At 67.8% G+C, this 18,337-nt stretch carries 14 protein-coding genes and 1 tRNA gene; 13 read left to right on the forward strand and 2 right to left on the reverse strand.

The features are described 5' to 3' along the window. The first annotated feature begins 4 nt into the window (after positions 1-4). The 8 genes from IB278_RS13475 to IB278_RS13510 all read left to right on the forward strand — a co-directional run bounded on the left by IB278_RS13475 (position 5) and on the right by IB278_RS13510 (position 11,215). Positions 5-817: a MetQ/NlpA family ABC transporter substrate-binding protein gene (locus tag IB278_RS13475; protein WP_192323651.1), complete on the forward strand. Its 813-nt coding sequence runs from the start codon at positions 5-7 to the stop codon at positions 815-817. A gap of 192 nt (positions 818-1,009) precedes the next feature. Beyond that, a protein-coding gene (gene prfB, locus IB278_RS13480; RefSeq protein WP_145746026.1) for a peptide chain release factor 2 occupies positions 1,010-2,114 on the forward strand; the annotation gives its coding sequence in 2 pieces (ribosomal slippage) (positions 1,010-1,090 and positions 1,092-2,114; 1,104 coding nt in all). Between the two features lie 3 nt (positions 2,115-2,117). Further along, positions 2,118-2,807 (forward strand): HAD family hydrolase, encoded by a 690-nt coding sequence (locus tag IB278_RS13485; protein WP_192323652.1) that lies wholly within the window; start codon positions 2,118-2,120, stop codon positions 2,805-2,807. After that, entirely contained in the window at positions 2,791-5,487 is a 2,697-nt protein-coding gene (gene pepN, locus IB278_RS13490) for an aminopeptidase N (RefSeq protein ID WP_192323653.1), read from the forward strand. The genes IB278_RS13485 and pepN overlap by 17 nt, the downstream gene beginning before the upstream one ends. A 131-nt stretch (positions 5,488-5,618) precedes the next feature. After that, positions 5,619-6,632 (forward strand): class 1 fructose-bisphosphatase, encoded by a 1,014-nt coding sequence (locus tag IB278_RS13495; protein WP_145746023.1) that lies wholly within the window; start codon positions 5,619-5,621, stop codon positions 6,630-6,632. A 25-nt stretch (positions 6,633-6,657) separates the two neighbouring features. Further along, a tRNA-Thr gene (locus IB278_RS13500) sits at positions 6,658-6,733 on the forward strand. Between the two features lie 342 nt (positions 6,734-7,075). Further along, a complete protein-coding gene (locus tag IB278_RS13505) occupies positions 7,076-8,029 on the forward strand; it encodes a bifunctional enoyl-CoA hydratase/phosphate acetyltransferase (protein WP_192323654.1) in 954 nt (317 codons plus the stop codon). Positions 8,030-8,209: 180 nt separating this feature from the next. Then, positions 8,210-11,215 (forward strand): transglycosylase domain-containing protein, encoded by a 3,006-nt coding sequence (locus IB278_RS13510; protein ID WP_192323655.1) that lies wholly within the window; start codon positions 8,210-8,212, stop codon positions 11,213-11,215. 6 nt (positions 11,216-11,221) lie between these two features. Here the strand turns inward: IB278_RS13510 and IB278_RS13515 are convergent, their stop codons facing one another. Beyond that, the gene (locus IB278_RS13515; RefSeq protein ID WP_145747483.1) at positions 11,222-11,527 is read right to left on the reverse strand and encodes a hypothetical protein; all 306 of its coding nucleotides are present in this window, start codon (positions 11,525-11,527) and stop codon (positions 11,222-11,224) included. Positions 11,528-11,756: 229 nt separating this feature from the next. Here IB278_RS13515 and IB278_RS13520 point away from each other — a divergent pair, with 229 nt between their 5' ends. The 5 genes from IB278_RS13520 to IB278_RS13540 all read left to right on the forward strand — a co-directional run bounded on the left by IB278_RS13520 (position 11,757) and on the right by IB278_RS13540 (position 17,379). Continuing rightward, the gene (locus tag IB278_RS13520; protein ID WP_145747484.1) at positions 11,757-12,320 is read left to right on the forward strand and encodes an HD domain-containing protein; all 564 of its coding nucleotides are present in this window, start codon (positions 11,757-11,759) and stop codon (positions 12,318-12,320) included. A 143-nt stretch (positions 12,321-12,463) separates the two neighbouring features. Then, complete coding sequence (locus tag IB278_RS13525) at positions 12,464-13,228, forward strand: 2Fe-2S iron-sulfur cluster-binding protein (protein ID WP_145747485.1); 765 nt, start codon at positions 12,464-12,466, stop codon at positions 13,226-13,228. After that, on the forward strand, positions 13,225-14,217 hold the full coding sequence (locus IB278_RS13530) for an FAD binding domain-containing protein (RefSeq protein ID WP_145747486.1): 993 nt from the start codon (positions 13,225-13,227) through the stop codon (positions 14,215-14,217). The genes IB278_RS13525 and IB278_RS13530 overlap by 4 nt, the downstream gene beginning before the upstream one ends. Further along, positions 14,214-16,391: a xanthine dehydrogenase family protein molybdopterin-binding subunit gene (locus IB278_RS13535; RefSeq protein WP_192323656.1), complete on the forward strand. Its 2,178-nt coding sequence runs from the start codon at positions 14,214-14,216 to the stop codon at positions 16,389-16,391. The genes IB278_RS13530 and IB278_RS13535 overlap by 4 nt, the downstream gene beginning before the upstream one ends. A gap of 58 nt (positions 16,392-16,449) precedes the next feature. Continuing rightward, positions 16,450-17,379: an SMP-30/gluconolactonase/LRE family protein gene (locus IB278_RS13540; RefSeq protein WP_192323657.1), complete on the forward strand. Its 930-nt coding sequence runs from the start codon at positions 16,450-16,452 to the stop codon at positions 17,377-17,379. A gap of 21 nt (positions 17,380-17,400) precedes the next feature. Here the strand turns inward: IB278_RS13540 and IB278_RS13545 are convergent, their stop codons facing one another. Beyond that, positions 17,401-18,333: a dimethyl sulfoxide reductase anchor subunit family protein gene (locus IB278_RS13545; RefSeq protein ID WP_145747489.1), complete on the reverse strand. Its 933-nt coding sequence runs from the start codon at positions 18,331-18,333 to the stop codon at positions 17,401-17,403. Between the last annotated feature and the right edge of the window lie 4 nt (positions 18,334-18,337).

The raw sequence follows: 18,337 nt of genomic DNA on the forward strand, positions 1-18,337 counted from the left end.
CAACATGCACACCACTTTCCGCCGCCGCACCCTCGCCCTTGCCACGCTGGCCGCCGCCCTTCTCGTCGGCAACGCCGCGCTTGCGCAAGACAAGAACACCGTCAAGGTCGGCGTTTCCGTCGGCAGCGCCGAGCAGGTCTTCGAAGTGGTCAGGAAGGTCGCCGCCAAGGACGGCCTGAACATCCAGGTCGTGGTGTTCAACGACTACCAGCTGCCCAACGCGGCCCTGGCCTCGGGCGACCTCGATGCCAATGCCTTCCAGCACCAGCCCTTCCTGGACAACCAGAACAAGGCACGCGGCTTCGACATCGTGCCCGTGGGCCTCACCATCACCGCGCCGCTGGGCTTCTACTCGCGCAAGATCAAGACGATCGACCAGTTGCCCGAGGGCGCCTCGGTCGGCATCCAGAACGACCCGTCGAACGGCAACCGCGCCCTGTTGCTGTTGCAGTCGGCCGGCCTCATCACGCTGAAACCCGAGGCGGCGAAGAACAACACGGCCACGCCGCTGGACGTGGTTTCGAACCCCAAGAAGCTCAAGCTGGTGCCGCTCGATGCCGCCCAGCTGCCGCGCTCGCTCGACGACCTGACCATTGCCGCCATCAACAACGACTATGCCGAGAAGGCGGGCCTGTCGCTCAACAAGGACGCCGTGATCAAGGAGGCCGCGAAGAGCCCCTATGCCAACCTGATCGCCGTGCGCCGCGCCGACAAGGACAAGCCCTGGGCCAGGCGGCTGGTGGCGGCCTACCAGTCGCCGGAGGTGAAGAGCTTCATCGAGACGCAGTTCAAGGGCTCGCTGGTCCCGGCGTTCTGACTTTCTTTCTCTTCTCCCTCCCCCCCGGGGGGAGGGTTGGGGTGGGGCAAGCGGCACTCGCAATGGGCGCCCTGCGCGCCCCCATCCCAGCCTTCCCCCAAAGAGGGAAGGAGCAATACAGCGCCGTTCCTGGGTGGGTTATCGGTCCATGAGAAAATGCCCGGTTTCCCCCGAACACAGTCAGGACACCCCATGGACGCAGAACAAATCAACCAGATCGGCGCAACGCTTGCAGACCTGAGCGCCCGGACTGCGGATTTACGGAGGTATCTTTGACTACGATGCCAAAGCTGAACGACTGAGGACAGTCAACGCATCGCTCGAAGATCCCAACGTCTGGAACGACCCCAAAAAGGCCCAGGAACTGGGCCGCGAGAAGAAGTCGCTCGACGACGTGGTCGTCACGCTCGACCGCCTCACCAGCGGCCTGTCGGACAACACCGAGCTCTACGAGATGTCGAAGGAAGAAGGCGACCTGGACGGCTTGCAGTCCATCGCCGATGACGCCGCCGCGCTCGAAGCCGACATCAAGCAGCTCGAATTCCGCCGGATGTTCAACAACCCGGCCGACCCGCTCAACGCCTTCGTCGACATCCAGGCCGGCGCCGGCGGCACCGAGGCCTGCGACTGGGCCAGCATGCTGCTGCGCCAGTACCTGAAGTACGCCGAACGCAAGGGCTTCAAGACGCAGATCGAGGACGAAACCCCGGGCGACACCGCCGGCATCAAGGGCGCGACCATCAAGGTCGAGGGCGACTACGCCTTCGGCCTCTTGCGTACCGAGACCGGTGTGCACCGCCTGGTGCGCAAGTCGCCGTTCGACTCCTCGGGCGGGCGCCACACCAGCTTTGCCAGCATCTTCGTGTACCCGGAAATCGACGACTCCATCGAGATCGAGATCAACCCGGCCGACGTTCGCACCGACACCTTCCGCGCCAGCGGCGCGGGCGGCCAGCACATCAACAAGACCGACTCGGCCGTGCGCCTCACGCACATCCCGACCGGCATCGTGGTGCAGTGCCAGGACGGCCGCAGCCAGCACAGCAACCGCGACGTGGCGTGGAAGCGCCTGCGCTCGCGCCTGTACGACCACGAGATGCGCAAGCGCCAGGAAGAGCAGCAAAAGCTCGAGGACAGCAAGACCGACGTGGGCTGGGGCCACCAGATCCGCAGCTACGTGCTGGACAACAGCCGCATCAAGGACCTGCGCACCAACGTCGAAGTCTCGGCCACGCAGAAGGTGCTCGACGGCGACCTCGACGTGTTCATCGAAGCCTCGCTCAAGCAAGGCGTGTAAGCGATGAGCCTGACGCACGGGAAGGTCGAAGCCTTCATCTTCGACATGGACGGCACCATGATCGACTCCATGCCCTGGCATGCGCGCTCGTGGGTGGAGTTTGTCGAACGCCACGGGCTGAAGCTCGACGTGACCGACATTCTTGCGCGCACCACGGGCCGCACCGGCGCCGAGTGCATGCGCGAGCTGTTCGAGCGCGAGCTGGCCGACGACGAGTGCCAGGCACTGGTGCACGAGAAGGAAGAGATCTACCGCGCCCTCTTCCACGACAACTTCACCGAGGTGGCCGGCTTCACGGCCTTTGCCAGGGCCGCCGTCGCACGCGGCCTGAAGGTGGCGGTGGGCACGGCCGGCGACCGGCACAACATCGAGTTTGCGATGTCGCGCCTGAAGATGGACCCGCTGCCGCTGGCCATCGTCGGCGGAGACGAAGGCTTTGCCGGCAAGCCCACGCCCGAGATCTTTCTGGAAGCCGCGCGCCGCATCGGCGTGGCGCCCGAGCGCTGCATCGTCTTTGAAGACGCCCCCTTCGGCATCGAGGCCGCGCGCCGCGGCGGCATGCGTGCCGTGGCCGTGTGCAGCACCCATACCGCCGCCGAGCTTGCCGGCCCCCATGTGATTGCCGCCGTTCGCGACTACGACGAACTCGCCCATTCGAATTTTCTGGAGACACTCGATGCTGCTGCAGCGTGACGCCCAAGGGCAACCGATTGCCATTCGCCGCGAAGACTATGCCGCCCCGGCATTCTGGATCGACACCGTCGACCTCACCTTCGACCTCGACCCCGCCAAGACCCGCGTGCTCAACCGCATGCAGCTGCGCCGCAACCCCGACGCGCCGGCCCAGCCCCTGCGCCTGGACGGCGACGAGCTGAACCTGGCGCGCGTGCTGGTCAACGGCCAGGGCGCATCGTTCCGCATGGAAGGCGACCAGCTCGTGATCGACGGTTTGCCCGACGCTTTCGAGCTCGAGATCTTCACCACCTGCTGCCCCATCAAGAACACCAAGCTGATGGGCCTGTTCGTGAGCGAAGACACCTTCTTCACGCAGTGCGAGGCCGAAGGCTTCCGCCGCATCACCTACTTCCTCGACCGTCCGGACGTGATGGCGATGTACACCGTGACGCTGCGCGCCGCCAAGGCCGCCTACCCGGTGCTGCTGTCGAACGGCAACCTCGTCGAGCAGGGCGAGCTGCCCGAAGGCCGCCACTTCGCCAAGTGGGTCGACCCCTTCAGGAAGCCCTGCTACCTGTTCGCGCTGGTGGCCGGCAAGCTGGTGGCGCGCGAGCAGCGCATCACCGCGCGCAACGGCAAGGAACATTTGCTGCAGGTGTACGTGCGCGCCGGCGACCTCGACAAGACCGAGCATGCGATGAACTCGCTGGTCAACTCCGTGCTCTGGGACGAGGCCCGCTTCGGCCTGCCGCTGGACCTGGACCGCTTCATGATCGTCGCCACCAGCGACTTCAACATGGGCGCCATGGAAAACAAGGGCCTGAACATCTTCAACACGAAGTACGTCCTGGCCAACCAGGCCACCGCCACCGACGCCGACTACAGCAACATCGAAAGCGTGGTCGGCCACGAGTACTTTCACAACTGGAGCGGCGACCGCGTCACCTGCCGCGACTGGTTCCAGCTGTCGCTGAAGGAAGGCCTCACCGTCTTCCGCGACCAGGAGTTCAGCCAGGACCTGTGCGCCGACCCCTCGGCCCGCGCCGTCAAGCGCATCGAGGACGTGCGCGTGCTGCGCACCGCCCAGTTCCCCGAAGACGCCGGCCCCATGGCCCACCCGGTGCGGCCCGACAGCTACATCGAGATCAGCAACTTCTACACCGTCACCATCTACGAAAAGGGTGCCGAGGTGGTGCGCATGATGCAGACGCTGGTCGGCCGCAAGGGCTTCGAGCGCGGCATCACGCTCTACTTCGAACGCCACGACGGCCAGGCCGTGACCTGCGACGACTTCGCCCAGGCCATTGCCGACGCCAACCCCGATTCGGAACTCGCCCGCCTGCTGCCCCAGTTCAAGCGCTGGTACAGCCAGGCCGGCACGCCGCGCCTGGCCGCGCACGGCGTGTACGACGCGCAGAACCGCAGCTACACCCTGAGCGTGGTGCAAAGCTGCCCGCCCACGCCGGGCCAGGCGACCAAGGAACCCTTCGTCATTCCGGTGAACATCGGCCTGCTCGATGCGAGCGGCCGCGAACTGCCGCTGCAGCTCCAGGGCGAAAACGAAGTCACGCGCGGCACCCGCACGCTGGTGCTCTCGCGCGCCGGCGAGCAGATCACCTTCGTGGGCCTCGACGCCGAGCCCGTGCCTTCCATCCTGCGCGGCTTCAGCGCGCCGGTGATCCTGGACTTCGAGTACACCGACGCCCAGCTGCTCACCCTGCTGGCCAACGACCCCGACCCGTTCAACCGCTGGGAAGCCGGCCAGCGCCTGGGCCTGCGCGCCGCGCTGCAGGGCATTGCGGCGCTGGCGACCGACACCACCCCGGTGCTGAACGACGCCTACATCGACGCCATGCGCAGCGTGCTGCGCAACCCCCAGCTCGACGCCGCCTTCAAGGAACTGGTGCTCACGCTGCCGTCGGAAACCTACATTGCCGAGCAGCTCGACGTGGTCGATCCGCAGCGCGTGCACCTGGTGCGCGAAGCCATGCGCGCCCAGCTGGCCACCGCCCTCTTCGCCGACTGGCAGTGGGCGTATGAAGAGAACCACGACACCGGCGCCTACACGCCCGACCCGACCTCTTCGGGCCGCCGCGCGCTGGCCGGCATGGCGCTCAACTTCCTGTGCCTGGCGGCGCGCTCCTCGGGCGACACCGTGTGGCCCGGCAAGACGCTGCAGCGCTTCAAGGACGCCGGCAACATGACCGACCGCTTCAACGCGCTCAACGCGCTGGTGTCGTCCGGCCACACCCTGGCCGCGCAGGCGCTGGCGCGCTTCCACGCTCTCTTCAAGGACGAGGCCCTGGTCATCGACAAGTGGTTCTCGCTGCAGGCCGGCGCGCCCGACCGCGGCGGCGACATCCTGCCGCTGGTCAGGCAGCTGATGAAGCACCCCGACTTCTCCATCAAGAATCCCAACCGCGCCCGCAGCGTGATCTTCAGCTATTGCAGCGCCAACCCCGGCGCCTTCCACCGCCCCGACGCCGCCGGCTACGTGTACTGGAGCGAGCGCGTCATCGAGCTGGACGCCATCAACCCCCAGGTGGCCGCCCGCCTCGCCCGCGCGCTCGACCGCTGGAGCAAGCTGGCCGAACCCTACCGCAGCGCCGCGCGTGAAGCCATCGCCCGCGTGGCGGCCAAGCCCGACCTCAGCAAAGACACCCACGAAGTGGTGACCCGCGCCCTGGCCGGGAATTAAGCTCACCCCCAGGCTTCGCGCACTTCGTGTCGCTTCGCCCACCCCCTCGCCGGGGGCAACACCAGCGGCCCGGCAAAGCCGGTTCCGCGGTGTTTCGCGAACAGACCCCCACATTGCATAGGACATATCCCATGGCACAACAGAAGATTTCCCTCACCCGCTACCTCGTCGAAAAGCAGCGCGCCGACGGCCTTATTCCCGGCCAGCTGCGCCTCTTGCTCGAAGTGGTGGCCCGCGCCTGCAAGAGCATCAGCCAGGCCGTCAACAAGGGCGCGCTGGGGGGAGTGCTAGGCACTGCCGAGAGCGAGAACGTGCAGGGCGAGATCCAGAAGAAGCTGGACATCATCGCCAACGAAGTGCTGATCGAGGCCAACGAATGGGGCGGCCACCTCGCGGCCATGGCCAGCGAGGAAATGGACAGCATCTACGTGGTGCCCAACCGCTACCCGCAGGGCGAATATTTGCTGATGTTCGACCCGCTCGACGGCAGCAGCAACATCGACGTGAACGTGAGCATCGGCACCATCTTCAGCGTGCTGAAGAAGCCCGACGACACCCCCGGCGTGCAGGAAGCCGACTTTCTGCAGCCCGGCACCCAGCAGGTGGCGGCCGGCTACTGCATCTACGGCCCACAGACCACCCTGGTGCTCACCGTGGGCAACGGCGTGGCCATGTTCACGCTCGACCGCGAGCAAGGCAGCTTCGTGCTCACGCAGGAGGACATCCAGATTCCGGCCGACACCAAGGAATTTGCGATCAACATGAGCAACATGCGCCACTGGGACGATCCCATGAAGCGCTACATCGACGAATGCCTGGCCGGCAAGGAAGGCCCGCGCGGCAAGGACTTCAACATGCGCTGGATTGCCAGCATGGTGGCCGACGTGCACCGCATCCTGATGCGCGGCGGCGTGTTCATGTACCCGTGGGACAAGCGCGAGCCCGAAAAGGCCGGCAAGCTGCGCCTGATGTACGAGGCCAACCCGATGAGCTGGCTGGTCGAGCAGGCCGGCGGCGCGGCCACCAACGGCAAGCAGCGCATCCTCGACCTGAAGCCCACCAAACTGCACGAGCGCGTGAGCGTGATGTTGGGTTCGCGTAACGAAGTCGAGCGTTTGACCAAGTACCACGCCGAAAAGGCCTGACGGTGTTGCTATAATCCGAGGCTTCGCCGGTGTAGCTCAGTCGGTAGAGCAGCTCATTCGTAATGAGAAGGTCGGGTGTTCGATTCATCTCTCCGGCACCAATTAAAAGCCCCGTTGCTATCAAGCCGATAGCAACGGGGCTTTTTCGTTTGCGTTGTTTTCGGGCACTAGGGGAAATATCTCGACTGGGGAAACCCGAGCCTCTTTGAGCTCACCCAAGTGTTAGGTGGCTAACCATCAAACGTCGTGACTCGCGAACTGGCTGCGGACTCGGGCTGAAGATCTCAGCGCAAGCATCTAAAAAAAGCCCGCGGTGGTTCACGCTCTCCGACGGCACGGCAGCGCAGCTGGTCGAAACGTGTTGCCGACTTGACGTGTGCGGACAGCCTCCAATGAGTTGCTTGCAGCAAACTGCTCGAACCACCTAACCCTCCGGAGCCCGCATGGCCCCCTCCTCCTCCGCGCCCCATCCCCACTACGACCGCCTGATCGCCGCAGCCCGCGCCCTCCCACCGCTCCGCGTCGCGGTCGTCCACCCGGCCAGCGCCGTGTCACTCGAAGCCGCCTTGGCTTCAGCCGCGCTGGGCCTCATTGCGCCGGTGCTGATCGGCCCGCGCGCAAAAATCGAAGCTGCGGCACGCGAGGCCAACGCAGACCTCTCGGCCATCCCCATCGTCGACGTCCCTCACAGCCACGCCGCAGCCGACGCCGCCGTCGCCATGGCCTTGCGCGGCGAAGTCGATGCGTTGATGAAGGGCAGCCTGCACACCGACGAGCTGATGGCCGCGGTGGTGCGGCGCGAAGGCGGGCTGCGCACGTCGCGCCGCATCAGTCACTGCTTCGTGATGGACGTTCCGGGCCACGCGCAGCCGCTGATCATTTCGGACGCCGCGATCAACATCGCGCCCACGCTCGAGGAGAAGGTCGACATCGTGCAGAACGCGATCGACCTGGCGCATGCGCTGCAGATGCCGGCGGTGCGGGTGGCGATTCTCTCGGCCACGGAAACGGTCAACCCCAAGGTGCCTTCCACGCTGGACGCCGCCGCGCTGTGCAAGATGGCCGACCGCGGCCAGATCACCGGCGCGCAACTCGACGGGCCGCTGGCCATGGACAACGCCATCGACGCCGAGGCGGCGCGCATCAAGGGCATCGTCTCGCCGGTGGCCGGCCGGGCCAACGTGCTGATCGTGCCCAGCCTGGACGCGGGGAACATGCTGGCGAAGAGCCTCAGCTTCCTGGGCGGAGCCTATGCGGCGGGCATCGTGCTGGGCACCAAGGTGCCGGTGATCCTGACGAGCCGGGCCGACTCGGAGCCGGCCCGCCTGGCCTCGTGCGCGGTGGCGTCCATGCTGGCCAAGGCGGGGCGCGAACGGCTCATCAAGGCGGTGGGCTGAGAAAGGCCACGCCTTGTTGCTGTTAAAACAATCCAACTACACCTTGTATGCCAAGGCAGCGCTGATTCGCCATAGGTAGTTCTCCGGCACCGAAGAACGCCGCGCACATGCGCCAAGCGGCCGCGGAAAGCGCATCATCGCGATGCACGAACCCGTGGTTCAGACTGTGTGCGAGGCAGCATGACAAGGTTCAAGAAGGTCTTGTGGATCGGTGGCGGATTCGCCGTGCTGGGTGCGCTTGCCGCCTACGCGGTGGTCGACGAGCTGAAGACTTCCCGATGGCAATCGGCCTTCTGGCGCGACTTTGTCGGCGGCGCCGGCTTCAGCGTCGGCGCCGGTGCCAGCGACGCGATCCGCTTCCCCCACACGGGGCCCTACGACGAGCGGCTGGGCTACCACGATCTTCCCGGTTTCATCGAGCGCCTGCAGCCCCACGGCTACGCCATTACGCGCCAGGCCCGCATGTCGCCACGGCTGATCGAGCTGCAGGAGCACGGGCTTTTCACGCCCTACCGCGAGAAGAACCAGGCCGGCCTGACCGTGCGCGACTGCCGCAATGCGGCGCTGCTGCACACGCGCGTGCCCCAGCGTGCGTACGAGCGCTTCGAGGACGTGCCACCACTGCTGGTGAGCGCCCTGCTGTTCGTCGAGGACCGCCACCTGCTGGACGCGGAGCCGGCGCAGCGCAACCCCGCGCTCGATCCGGAGCGCTTTGCCAAGGCCGCGGTCGAGCAGGGGCTGCGGGTGTTCAACCCGGGGGGGACGGCGACGGGCGGCAGCACGCTGGCCACCCAGATCGAAAAGTACCGCCATTCGCCGCAGGGCCGCACCGCGTCGGTGCGCGAAAAGCTGCGCCAGATGATGTCCGCCTCCGTGCGCGCCTACCAGGACGGCGAGGACACGCTGGCGCGGCGCCGCCAGATCGTCGTCGACTATCTCGACACCGTGCCCCTGGCCGCGCGCCCGGGCATGGGCGAGGTGCACGGCCTGGGCGATGGCCTGTGGGCCTGGTACGGGCGCGACTTCCGCGAGGTCAACCGCCTGCTCGCCGACAACGCGGAAGGGGCGGCGGCGCCCACGCCCGAGGCGCTGCGGCGCCAGGCCGAGGCCTTCAAGCAGGCGCTGTCGCTGATGATCGCGCAGCGCCGCCCGTCGCAGCACCTGCTCGGCGACGGCGCGGGCCTGGCCCGGCTGACCGACAGCTACCTGCGGCTGATGGCCGAGGCGGGCCTGATCGCGCCCTCGCTGCGCGATGCGGCACTGCCGCTGCCGCTGCACCTGCGGCCCGAACTGCCGGCCGCGCCGCGGACCGACTTCGTCCAGCGCAAGGCCACCATCGCGCTGCGCACCCACATCTCCACGCTGCTCGACGTGCCGCGCGCCTATGACCTGGAGCGGCTCGACCTCGAAGCTGAAACCAGCCTGGACGGCGAAGCGCAGGCGCTCGCGGCGCAGGTGCTGGCCGGCCTGCGCACCCCCGCTGCAGCCAAGGCCGCAGGCCTGTTCGGGCCCCATCTGCTCGACCCGGGTGCGGACCCGGCTCCGCTGATCTACAGCTTCACGCTGTTCGAGCGCGGCGCGCAGGCCAACCTGCTGCGCGTGCAGGCCGACAACATCAACCAGCCCTTCGACGTGAACCAGGGCGCGCGGCTGGACCTGGGCTCGACCGCCAAGCTGCGCACGCTGGTGAGCTACCTGGAGCTCGTGGCCGAGCTGCACGCCCGCTGGGCCGGGCTGGGCCCCGCCCAGCTGGCGGCGCTGCCGAACAACCCGCGCGACCCGCTGGGCGCGTGGGCGCGGCAGTACCTGCTGCGCGCCAAGGACCGCCGCCTCACGCCGATGCTCGAGGCGGCCATGGAGCGCAAGTATTCGGCGAACCCGGGCGAATCGTTCTTCACGGGCGGCGGCCTGCACCAGTTCGAAAACTTCGAGCGCTCACGCAACAGCGAATCGATGACGGTGCGCGAAGGCTTCAAGCATTCGGTCAACCTGGTCTTCATCCGCCTGATGCGCGACGTGGTGCGCCACCGCATGTTCGGCGGCACGTCGGACGCCGAGCGCCTGCTGAATGACCCGGCCGACCCGGGCCGGCGCGAGATGCTCGCGCGCTTTGCCGACCGCGAGGGCTCGGCCTTCCTGATCCGCTTCTATCGCAAGTACCAGCACCAGTCGGCCGCGGGCGCCGAAGCGCTGCTGATGCGCAGCCTGAAGCCATCGGCGCCGCGGCTGGCGAGCGCGCTGTTCACGATCGAGCCCGAGGCCAGCGACGCACGGCTCGACGAGCTGCTCGCCCAGCGGCTGGGCAAGGGCGCCGGCTCGCCGCGCGCACTGCGGGCGCTGCGCACCACCTATGCCGGCCTGTCGCTCGGCGATCGCGGCTATGTCGCGCGGGTGCATCCGCTGGAGCTCTGGCTGGTGGGGTTCCTGCGGCGCCACCCTGGCGCAACCCTGGCCGAGGTGCTGGAGGCGAGCGCGAACGAACGCCAGGAGGTCTACGCCTGGCTTTTCAAGACGCGCCACAAGAGCGCGCAGGACAAGCGCCTGCGCGAGCTGGTCGAGCTCGATGCCTTCGCGCAGATTCACCGCTCGTGGCAGCGCCTGGGCTATCCGTTCGAATCGCTCACGCCCTCCTATGCGAGCGCGATCGGCGCCTCGGGCGACCGGCCGGCCGCGCTGGCGGAACTGATGGGCATCATCGCCAACGACGGCGTGCGGCGGCCGGTGCAACGGGTCGGCGCGCTGCACTTCGCGCGCGACACGCCCTACGAGACGCGGCTCGAACCGCGCGACGCCGGCGCCGAACAGGTGCTGCCCCCCGAGGTGGCCGCCACGGTGCGCCGCGCACTGGTCCAGGTGGTGCAGGACGGCACGGCGCGGCGCCTGAAGGATGCGCTCGTGGACGCGAACGGCCGCGTGATCGAGATCGGCGGCAAGACCGGCACCGGCGACCATCGCTACGGGCACAACGGCCGCGGCGGACGGGCGGGCGCCGAGCGCAAGATCAGCCGCTCGGCCACCTTCGTGTTCACGATCGGCGACCGCTACTTCGGCACCATCATGGTCTATGCGAACGAACCGTACGCCGCGCGTTATCGGTTCACGAGCGCGCTGCCGACGCAGTTGCTGAAGTCGCTGGGGCCGCAGCTGCTGCCTGTACTGGAGCGCAGCGGGTGCGGGGGGGATTGAAAGGCATCACGCGCCGTAGATTGCCAGCATGACGACGAAAGTCGCCCACATTGCGGCCCATCCCAGGAGGAACATGACGCCCAGGAAGGCAGCAAGGTAGCCGACTCTGCGCCACATGCTTGGCGTGCTCGGGATGCAGCGCCAATAGATCACGCCGGCCCACAGTGAAAGCACGACTGCGGTCATCGGAGCAATGTGATCGGAGATAGAGAGAATCCTGTGGCTCTCGAGTGCCGCCGCAAAAACGAAAAGCACTGGCATGGCGAAGAACCAAGCGAACACGTTCAGCACAAGGCGCAAGGCGGCCTTCATCGAATCGCTTCGCATGCGGACGCGGCACTTGAATTCATTGACACATCTCCCCCCTGAATTCGCCCTTCCATGAGGCGATTCCGCCGAATCATATCGATTGAGGCGCATGGCCGAGCCCGAGTCCAACAGTGATTCGCGCCGGCGGGTGTCCGCATCCGCCGGCGTCCGCACCCCACGCGCATATCTCATGCGTAGACACCCGCCCGCGGCCTGACTACGATCCCTCGCCATGAACATCGAGAGACTCAAGGGCAAGCTCGCGTTCCTGCGCGAAGCGGAAAAACTCAAGGACGTGCTGCGCAGCGGCCACACCTCCTCCGGCCGCGCGGAGAGCACGGCCGAGCACAGCTGGCGGCTGTGCCTGATGGCGATGGCGTTCGAGGAAGAGCTGGCCGGGCTCGACCTGTCGAAGGTGCTCAAGCTGTGCGTGGTGCACGACCTGGGCGAGGCCATTCATGGCGACATTCCGGCGGTGAGCCAGCATGTGCATCCGGACAAGAGCGAGCGCGAACGCAACGACCTGCTCACGCTCATGGCGCCGCTCGACGACAAGCTGCGCACCGAACTGCTGTCGCTCTGGGACGAGTACGAAAACGCTACCTCCCCCGAGGCGAAAGCCGTGAAGGCACTCGACAAGCTCGAGACGATCCTGCAGCACAACCAGGGCGCGAACCCCGCGGACTTCGACTACGCCTTCAATCTCGGCTACGGCAGGAAGCACACGGACACCACGCCGCTGTTCAGCGCGTTGCGCGAACTGGTCGACGACGACACGCGGCGCAGGATGGCCTGAGCACCCCGCAGGTATAAAAAAAACCGATGCCTGCAACAAGTTATCGATGGCTAAGCTGAGGAATCGACGCCTCGAAAAAAAGCGCAAGGGCCACTGCCCGCGCGACGAGGTCCCTTCATCGATCGATCCCCAGTTGCCACACGATGACATCCCTCCTTCCCGATGAACGGCAGGCCGATGATTTGCCTGACGACGCCAACAGCCCTCTTCTCCCTGCACCCGCCGGCCAGTTGACCCGCCGCGCCTTCCTCGCGGAAAGCGGAACGACCGGCATCGCCGGCATCCTGGCGTCCGCGCCAATGGCCGCGTCGGTGGCATCGGCCGCGCAGGCGAATGCCGACGCAGCGCCACCCTCTTCTTCCATGGCCCTTGCCCTGCGCGTCAACGGCAAGCCGCATGCGCTGCAGGTCGATCCGCGCACGACGCTGCTCGACCTGCTGCGCGAGCAGATGGCGCTGCCAGGTACGAAGAAAGGCTGCGACCACGGCCAATGCGGCGCGTGCACGGTGCTCGTCAACGGCCGCCGCATCAACTCGTGCCTGGCACTCGCGCTCTCGCACGACGGGGCGGAGATCACCACCATCGAAGGCCTGGCGCGCGGCAGCGAGCTGCATCCGATGCAGGCGGCCTTCATCAAGCACGACGGGTTCCAGTGCGGCTATTGCACCTCTGGGCAGATCTGCTCGGCCGTGGGCATGCTGCGCGAGGCCGAGCAAGGCGCGCCGAGCCATGTCACGGCCGATGTGCGCCGCACCGGGCCGGTGGCGCAGCTGAGCGACGCCGAGATCCGCGAGCGCATGTCGGGCAACATCTGCCGCTGCGGCGCCTACCCCGGCATCGTGGCCGCGGTGCGCGAAGTGAGCCTGGCGATGCCGCGTGCGGCCAGCAGCCGAAGGAGCCGCGCATGAAGCCCTTCGCATTCACCCGCGCCACCGACGCGGACACGGCCGTTCAAGCAGCCACGCAGCCGGGGGCAAGATTCCTGGCCGGCGGCACCAACATCGTCGACCTGATGAAGGAAGGCGTGGAAGCGCCCGACCGGCTGGTGGACATCAACCGCCTGCCGCTGGCGGCCATCGAGGCGCAGCCCGCGGGCGGCCTTCGGCTGGGCGCGCTGGCGCGCAACAGCGACACGGCCAACCACCCAATGCTGCGCACGCGCTACCCGCTGGTGGCGCAGGCCATTCTTGCGGGCGCCTCGGGCCAGTTGCGCAACGCCGCCACCAACGGCGGCAACTTGCGCCAGCGCACGCGCTGCCCCTACTTCTACGACGTGACCCAGCCCTGCAACAAGCGCGCGCCGGGCACGGGCTGCAGCGCGCTGCAGGGCTTCAACCGCAACCACGCGGTGCTGGGCACCAGCGCGAAGTGCATCGCGAGCTACCCGGGCGACATGGCGCAGGCGCTGCACGCGCTCGATGCTGTGGTGCAGCTGCAGGGGCCCTCAGGCCGCAGGACGATTCCGATCGCGCAGTTCCACCGCCTGCCGGGCGAGACGCCCGAGCTCGATGCCAACCTGGCGCCGGGCGAACTGATCACCGCCATCAACCTGCCGGCCGAGAGCGCCCGCTTCGCGCAGCGCTCGCACTACCTGAAGGTGCGCGACCGTGCCAGCTATGCCTTTGCGCTGGTGTCGGTGGCGGCCGCACTCGACATGGAGGGCAGCCGCATCCGGCAGGCGCGCATCTGCCTGGGCGGCGTGGCCCACATGCCCTGGCGCGCGCGCGAGGCCGAGGCGCTGCTGCAGGGCGCCGAGCCCGGCCTGCCGCTGTTCCGACAGGCGGCGGATGCTGCGCTGGCCGGCGCCACGGGCTTCGAGCACAACCGCTTCAAGATCGAACTGGCCAAACGGAGCATCGTGCGCGCGCTGGAAACCACGAGCAGGAGCACGGCATGAACAGACAAGCTTCTCCCCTCATCGGGCAGCCGGTCGACCGCGTGGACGGCCGCCTCAAGGTGACCGGCCAGGCACGCTATGCGGCCGAGTTTTCCTACCCGGGGCTGGTGTACGGTGTTGCGCTGGGCAGCACCGTGGCGGCCGGGCGCGTGCGCGACATCGACACCGCGGCGGCGGAGCAATCGCCCGGCGTGCTGCTGGTGCTCACGCACAAGAACGTGCCCAGGATGGCGCCACCCGCGCCCGAGACGCCGCAGAACCGCTTCACGCGCGCCACGCCACTGCTGCAGGACACGGCCATTCACCACCATGGGCAGCTCATCGGCTTCGTGGTGGCCGAGACGCTCGAGCAGGCGCGCCATGCGGCCACGCTGGTGAAGGTGAGCTACGACGCGGCAAAGCCGCGCATCGGCTTCGATGCCAACGTCAAGGACGCCTACGCGCCGGCCGCCATCAACGCCGGCTACAAGACCGACACGCGGCGCGGCGACCTCGACCAGGGCCTGCGCACCGCGGCAGGCACCGTCGACGCGGTCTACAACACGCCCATCGAGCACCACCACCCGATGGAGATGCACGCCACTGTGGCCGCCTGGGAGGGCGACGACAAGGTCACGGTGCATCACTCGCTGCAGATGGTGAGCGATGCCGCGCCCGCCATTGCCGCCACCTTCGGCATTCCGCGCGAGAACGTGCGCGTGGTGTGCCCGTTCGTGGGCGGCGGCTTCGGCAGCAAGATCCTCACGCGCGACAACGCGATGCTGGCGGTGCTGGCCGCGCGCCTCGTGAAGCGGCCGGTCAAGCACGTGCTCACGCGGCAGCAGATGTTCATGGTGGTCGGACTGCGCCAGCACAACCGCCAGCACATGCGGCTCGGCGCCGACGCCAGCGGCCGGCTCACGGGGCTGGGCCACGACACCGTCACCCACACCTCGGTGCACGAGGAGTTCGTCGAGCAGACCGGCGTCATCTCGCGGATGATGTACGAGGTGCCCAACTCGCAGGTCACCCACCGCGCCTTCAGGCTCAACGTGCAGACGCCGAAGTGGACCCGCGCACCGGGCGAGGCGCCCGGCAGCTTTGCGCTCGAATCGGCGATGGACGAGCTGGCCGAGCAATTGAAGATCGACCCGGTGGAACTGCGCGTGAGAAACGACGCCAGGACCGACCTGGACACGGGCAAGCCCTTCGGCAGCCGATCGCTCATCGAATGCATGCGCATCGGCGCCGAGAAATTCGGCTGGAGCAACCGCAGCGCCATGCCGCGCAGCCGCAGGCAGGGCCACTGGCTGGTGGGCTACGGCATGAGCGCGGCATCGCGCGGCGCACCGCATCGCGGCGCCTCGGCCAACCTTGTGCTCACGCGCAGCGGCCGCGATGTGCGCGCGGTGGTGGAGATGTGCGCGACCGATCTCGGCACCGGCAGCTACACCGTCATTGCGCAGACCGCCGCCGAGACGCTGGGCCTGCCGCTCGACAAGGTCGAGGTGCGGCTCGGCGATTCGGCGCTTCCGCCCACGCCCGGTTCGGGCGGCTCCTGGGGCGCCAACACCTTCTGCACCGCGGCGCTCGCGGTCTGCGAAGCGGCCAAGCAGCAGCTGCGCGAGAAGGTGAGCTTGCGCTTCGTGCGCGAACCCAGCGTGGCGGAGCTGCTGCAGGCGGCCCAGCTGAACGAATGGCGCGCCAGCAACACGGCCACGCCGGGCGCGGACATCGCCGCCTGGTCGCACTACGCCTTCGGTGCCAACTTTGCCGAAGTGTGGGTCGACGAAGACCTGGGGCTGGTGCGCGTGCCGCGCTACCTGGCGGTGATTGCGGCGGGGCGCATCCTCAACCCCAAGACCGCGGCATCACAGATCATCGGCGGCATTGTCTGGGGCATCGGCAACGCGCTGATGGAAGAGTCGGTGCTCGACGAGCGCAGCGGCCACTTCGTCACGCGCACGCTGGCCGACTACCACGTGCCCGTGAATGCGGACATCGGCGACGTGCAGGTGCTTTTTGCGCCCGAAACCGACACCCGCGTCAACCGCATGGGCGTGAAGGGCGTGGGCGAAATCGGCATCACCAGCGTGGCCGCCGCCATTGCCAACGCGGTCTACAACGCCACCGGACGGCGCGTGCGCGACCTGCCCATCACGCCCGACAAACTGCTGATGCCGGTCCAGGCATGACGAAATAACCAGGAAGAAGCAAACTCGGAGCCCCTGCAAAGAAGAAAAGGGGCTCCCGATGCACATCCGCGAACTCGCCACCGGCCTGCAGTTTCCCGAAGGGCCTGTTGCCATGGACGACGGCTCCGTGCTGCTGGTCGAAATTGCGCGCGGCACGCTCACGCGCGTGCGGCACGACGGGCTGGTGCAGGTGGTGGCCGACCTTGGCGGCGGGCCGAACGGCGCGGCCATGGGGCCGGACGGTGCGGTATACGTGTGCAACAACGGCGGCTTTCGCTGGCACACCGAGGCCGACGGCTGCCACCGCCCGGTGGGCCAGGCCGAGGACTATTTGGGCGGACGCATCGAGCGCGTGAACCTGGCCACAGGCCGCGCCGAGAGGCTCTACGACACGGCCGACGGCGGCGCGCTCTGCGGGCCGAACGACATCGTGTTCGACGCGCAGGGCGGCTTCTACTTCACCGACCTGGGCAAGACGCGCGAACGCGACATGGACCGCGGCGGCCTGTTCTACGGCCAAGGCGACGGCAGCGGCGCGCATGCGGTGGCGCGGCCGGTGATGACGCCCAACGGCATCGCGCTGTCGCCCGACGGCCGCACGCTCTACTACGCCGAAACCGAAGGCGCGCGGCTCTGGGCCTTCGACATCACGGCGCCGGGGCGTGTGCGCAAGGACGGCTGGCCGTCGCCGCACGGAGGGCGCATGCTGTGCGCATCGCCGGGCGGGCACTACCAGCGGTTCGACTCGATGGCCGCCGATGCGCTGGGCAACCTGTGCGTGGCCACGCTGCTGCATGGCGGCATCACCATCGTCGCGCCGGACGGCAGCAGCTGCGAACACATGCCGCTGCCCGACCGCTACACCACCAACATCTGCTTCGGCGGACGCGACATGCGCACGGCCTACGTCACGCTGTCGGGCAGCGGGCGGCTGATTGCCATCGACGACTGGCCGACGCCGGGGCTGAAGCTGAACTTCCAGGTCTGAACGAAGCCCTTGGTCCGGTCCTCAGGACACCACCTGGTAGTACAGGTTCTGCGGGTGCTTCGCCTGCGCGAAGAAGAACCAGCGCTCCGCGAGCAGCCCTGGCGCCTGCACCAGCACCGCCAGCAGCCACGGCCATACGGCCGCGCTGGCAACGCCCCACAGCAGCAACAGCGAAGGCAGCACGAAGGCCAGCAGCAGGAAACCGAGCTTCATGTTCCTGAGCGCGGCCAGCGTGGCGCCATGAAAGAACTCGCGCGTGTTGAACGAGCCGGCCGACATGCCCATCGACTTTTGCACGAGCTTCTCGGCGCGGATGCCGGTGGCCGATTGCAGCGTCGACTTGTGGCGGATCGCCGCGTTGCGCCTGAGCGCCCCGCCGCGTGCGGCCCATGCCGCGAGCGTGGCGGCGAGCGCCCAGGGGCCGAACAGCTGCACGAAACCTGTTTCACCCGACAGCGCAGCCATCGCACAGGCCAGCACCAGCCCCGACGACAGGCCGATGAGCGTGAAGTTGACGACGGTGAGCGGATGCGCCCATTCCTCGATGAAGCGCAGGCAGGCGTAGATCATGGCGGTGCAGTACCAGAGCGCGGCCGCGCCACACAGCACCAGCACCGGCAGCAGCCACGACCATGGCGCGCCGGCGCCGAATCGCAGCGACAGCCACCACAGCGCCACCAGCGCGATGAAGGCCGGCAGCACGATGACTTCACGCGACATCCACGAGGTGCGCCACATCAGCACGGCGCGCCATGCGCGGCTCTTGCGGCCCAGGTGCATGAATGACGCGGCCAAGCCAGCCACGAGCAGCACTTCGGCCACGCCGAGCGCCAGCGTGAGAAAGCCGGGCGCGAGGCCCAGGCCGAACAGCACTGCGAGCGCAAGCGCGACGACCAGGCCCTGCGCGGCGCCGGCCAGCGTGGTGAAGAAAAGAATGGAGAACGCGGGATGCATCGGG

It is taken from the genome of Variovorax sp. VRV01 (assembly GCF_014852545.1).
Lineage (GTDB): Bacteria > Pseudomonadota > Gammaproteobacteria > Burkholderiales > Burkholderiaceae_C > Variovorax > Variovorax beijingensis_A.

Coding starts and splice junctions, on each gene's coding strand:
- IB278_RS13495 (WP_145746023.1), top strand. CDS start 5,619: ATGGCACAACAGAAGATTTCCCTCACCCGCTACCTCGTCGAAAAGCAG.
- pepN (WP_192323653.1), top strand. CDS start 2,791: ATGCTGCTGCAGCGTGACGCCCAAGGGCAACCGATTGCCATTCGCCGC.
- IB278_RS13545 (WP_145747489.1), bottom strand. CDS start 18,333: ATGCATCCCGCGTTCTCCATTCTTTTCTTCACCACGCTGGCCGGCGCC.
- IB278_RS13525 (WP_145747485.1), top strand. CDS start 12,464: ATGACATCCCTCCTTCCCGATGAACGGCAGGCCGATGATTTGCCTGAC.
- IB278_RS13535 (WP_192323656.1), top strand. CDS start 14,214: ATGAACAGACAAGCTTCTCCCCTCATCGGGCAGCCGGTCGACCGCGTG.
- IB278_RS13475 (WP_192323651.1), top strand. CDS start 5: ATGCACACCACTTTCCGCCGCCGCACCCTCGCCCTTGCCACGCTGGCC.
- IB278_RS13540 (WP_192323657.1), top strand. CDS start 16,450: ATGCACATCCGCGAACTCGCCACCGGCCTGCAGTTTCCCGAAGGGCCT.
- IB278_RS13520 (WP_145747484.1), top strand. CDS start 11,757: ATGAACATCGAGAGACTCAAGGGCAAGCTCGCGTTCCTGCGCGAAGCG.
- IB278_RS13530 (WP_145747486.1), top strand. CDS start 13,225: ATGAAGCCCTTCGCATTCACCCGCGCCACCGACGCGGACACGGCCGTT.
- IB278_RS13515 (WP_145747483.1), bottom strand. CDS start 11,527: ATGAAGGCCGCCTTGCGCCTTGTGCTGAACGTGTTCGCTTGGTTCTTC.
- IB278_RS13485 (WP_192323652.1), top strand. CDS start 2,118: ATGAGCCTGACGCACGGGAAGGTCGAAGCCTTCATCTTCGACATGGAC.
- IB278_RS13505 (WP_192323654.1), top strand. CDS start 7,076: ATGGCCCCCTCCTCCTCCGCGCCCCATCCCCACTACGACCGCCTGATC.
- IB278_RS13510 (WP_192323655.1), top strand. CDS start 8,210: ATGACAAGGTTCAAGAAGGTCTTGTGGATCGGTGGCGGATTCGCCGTG.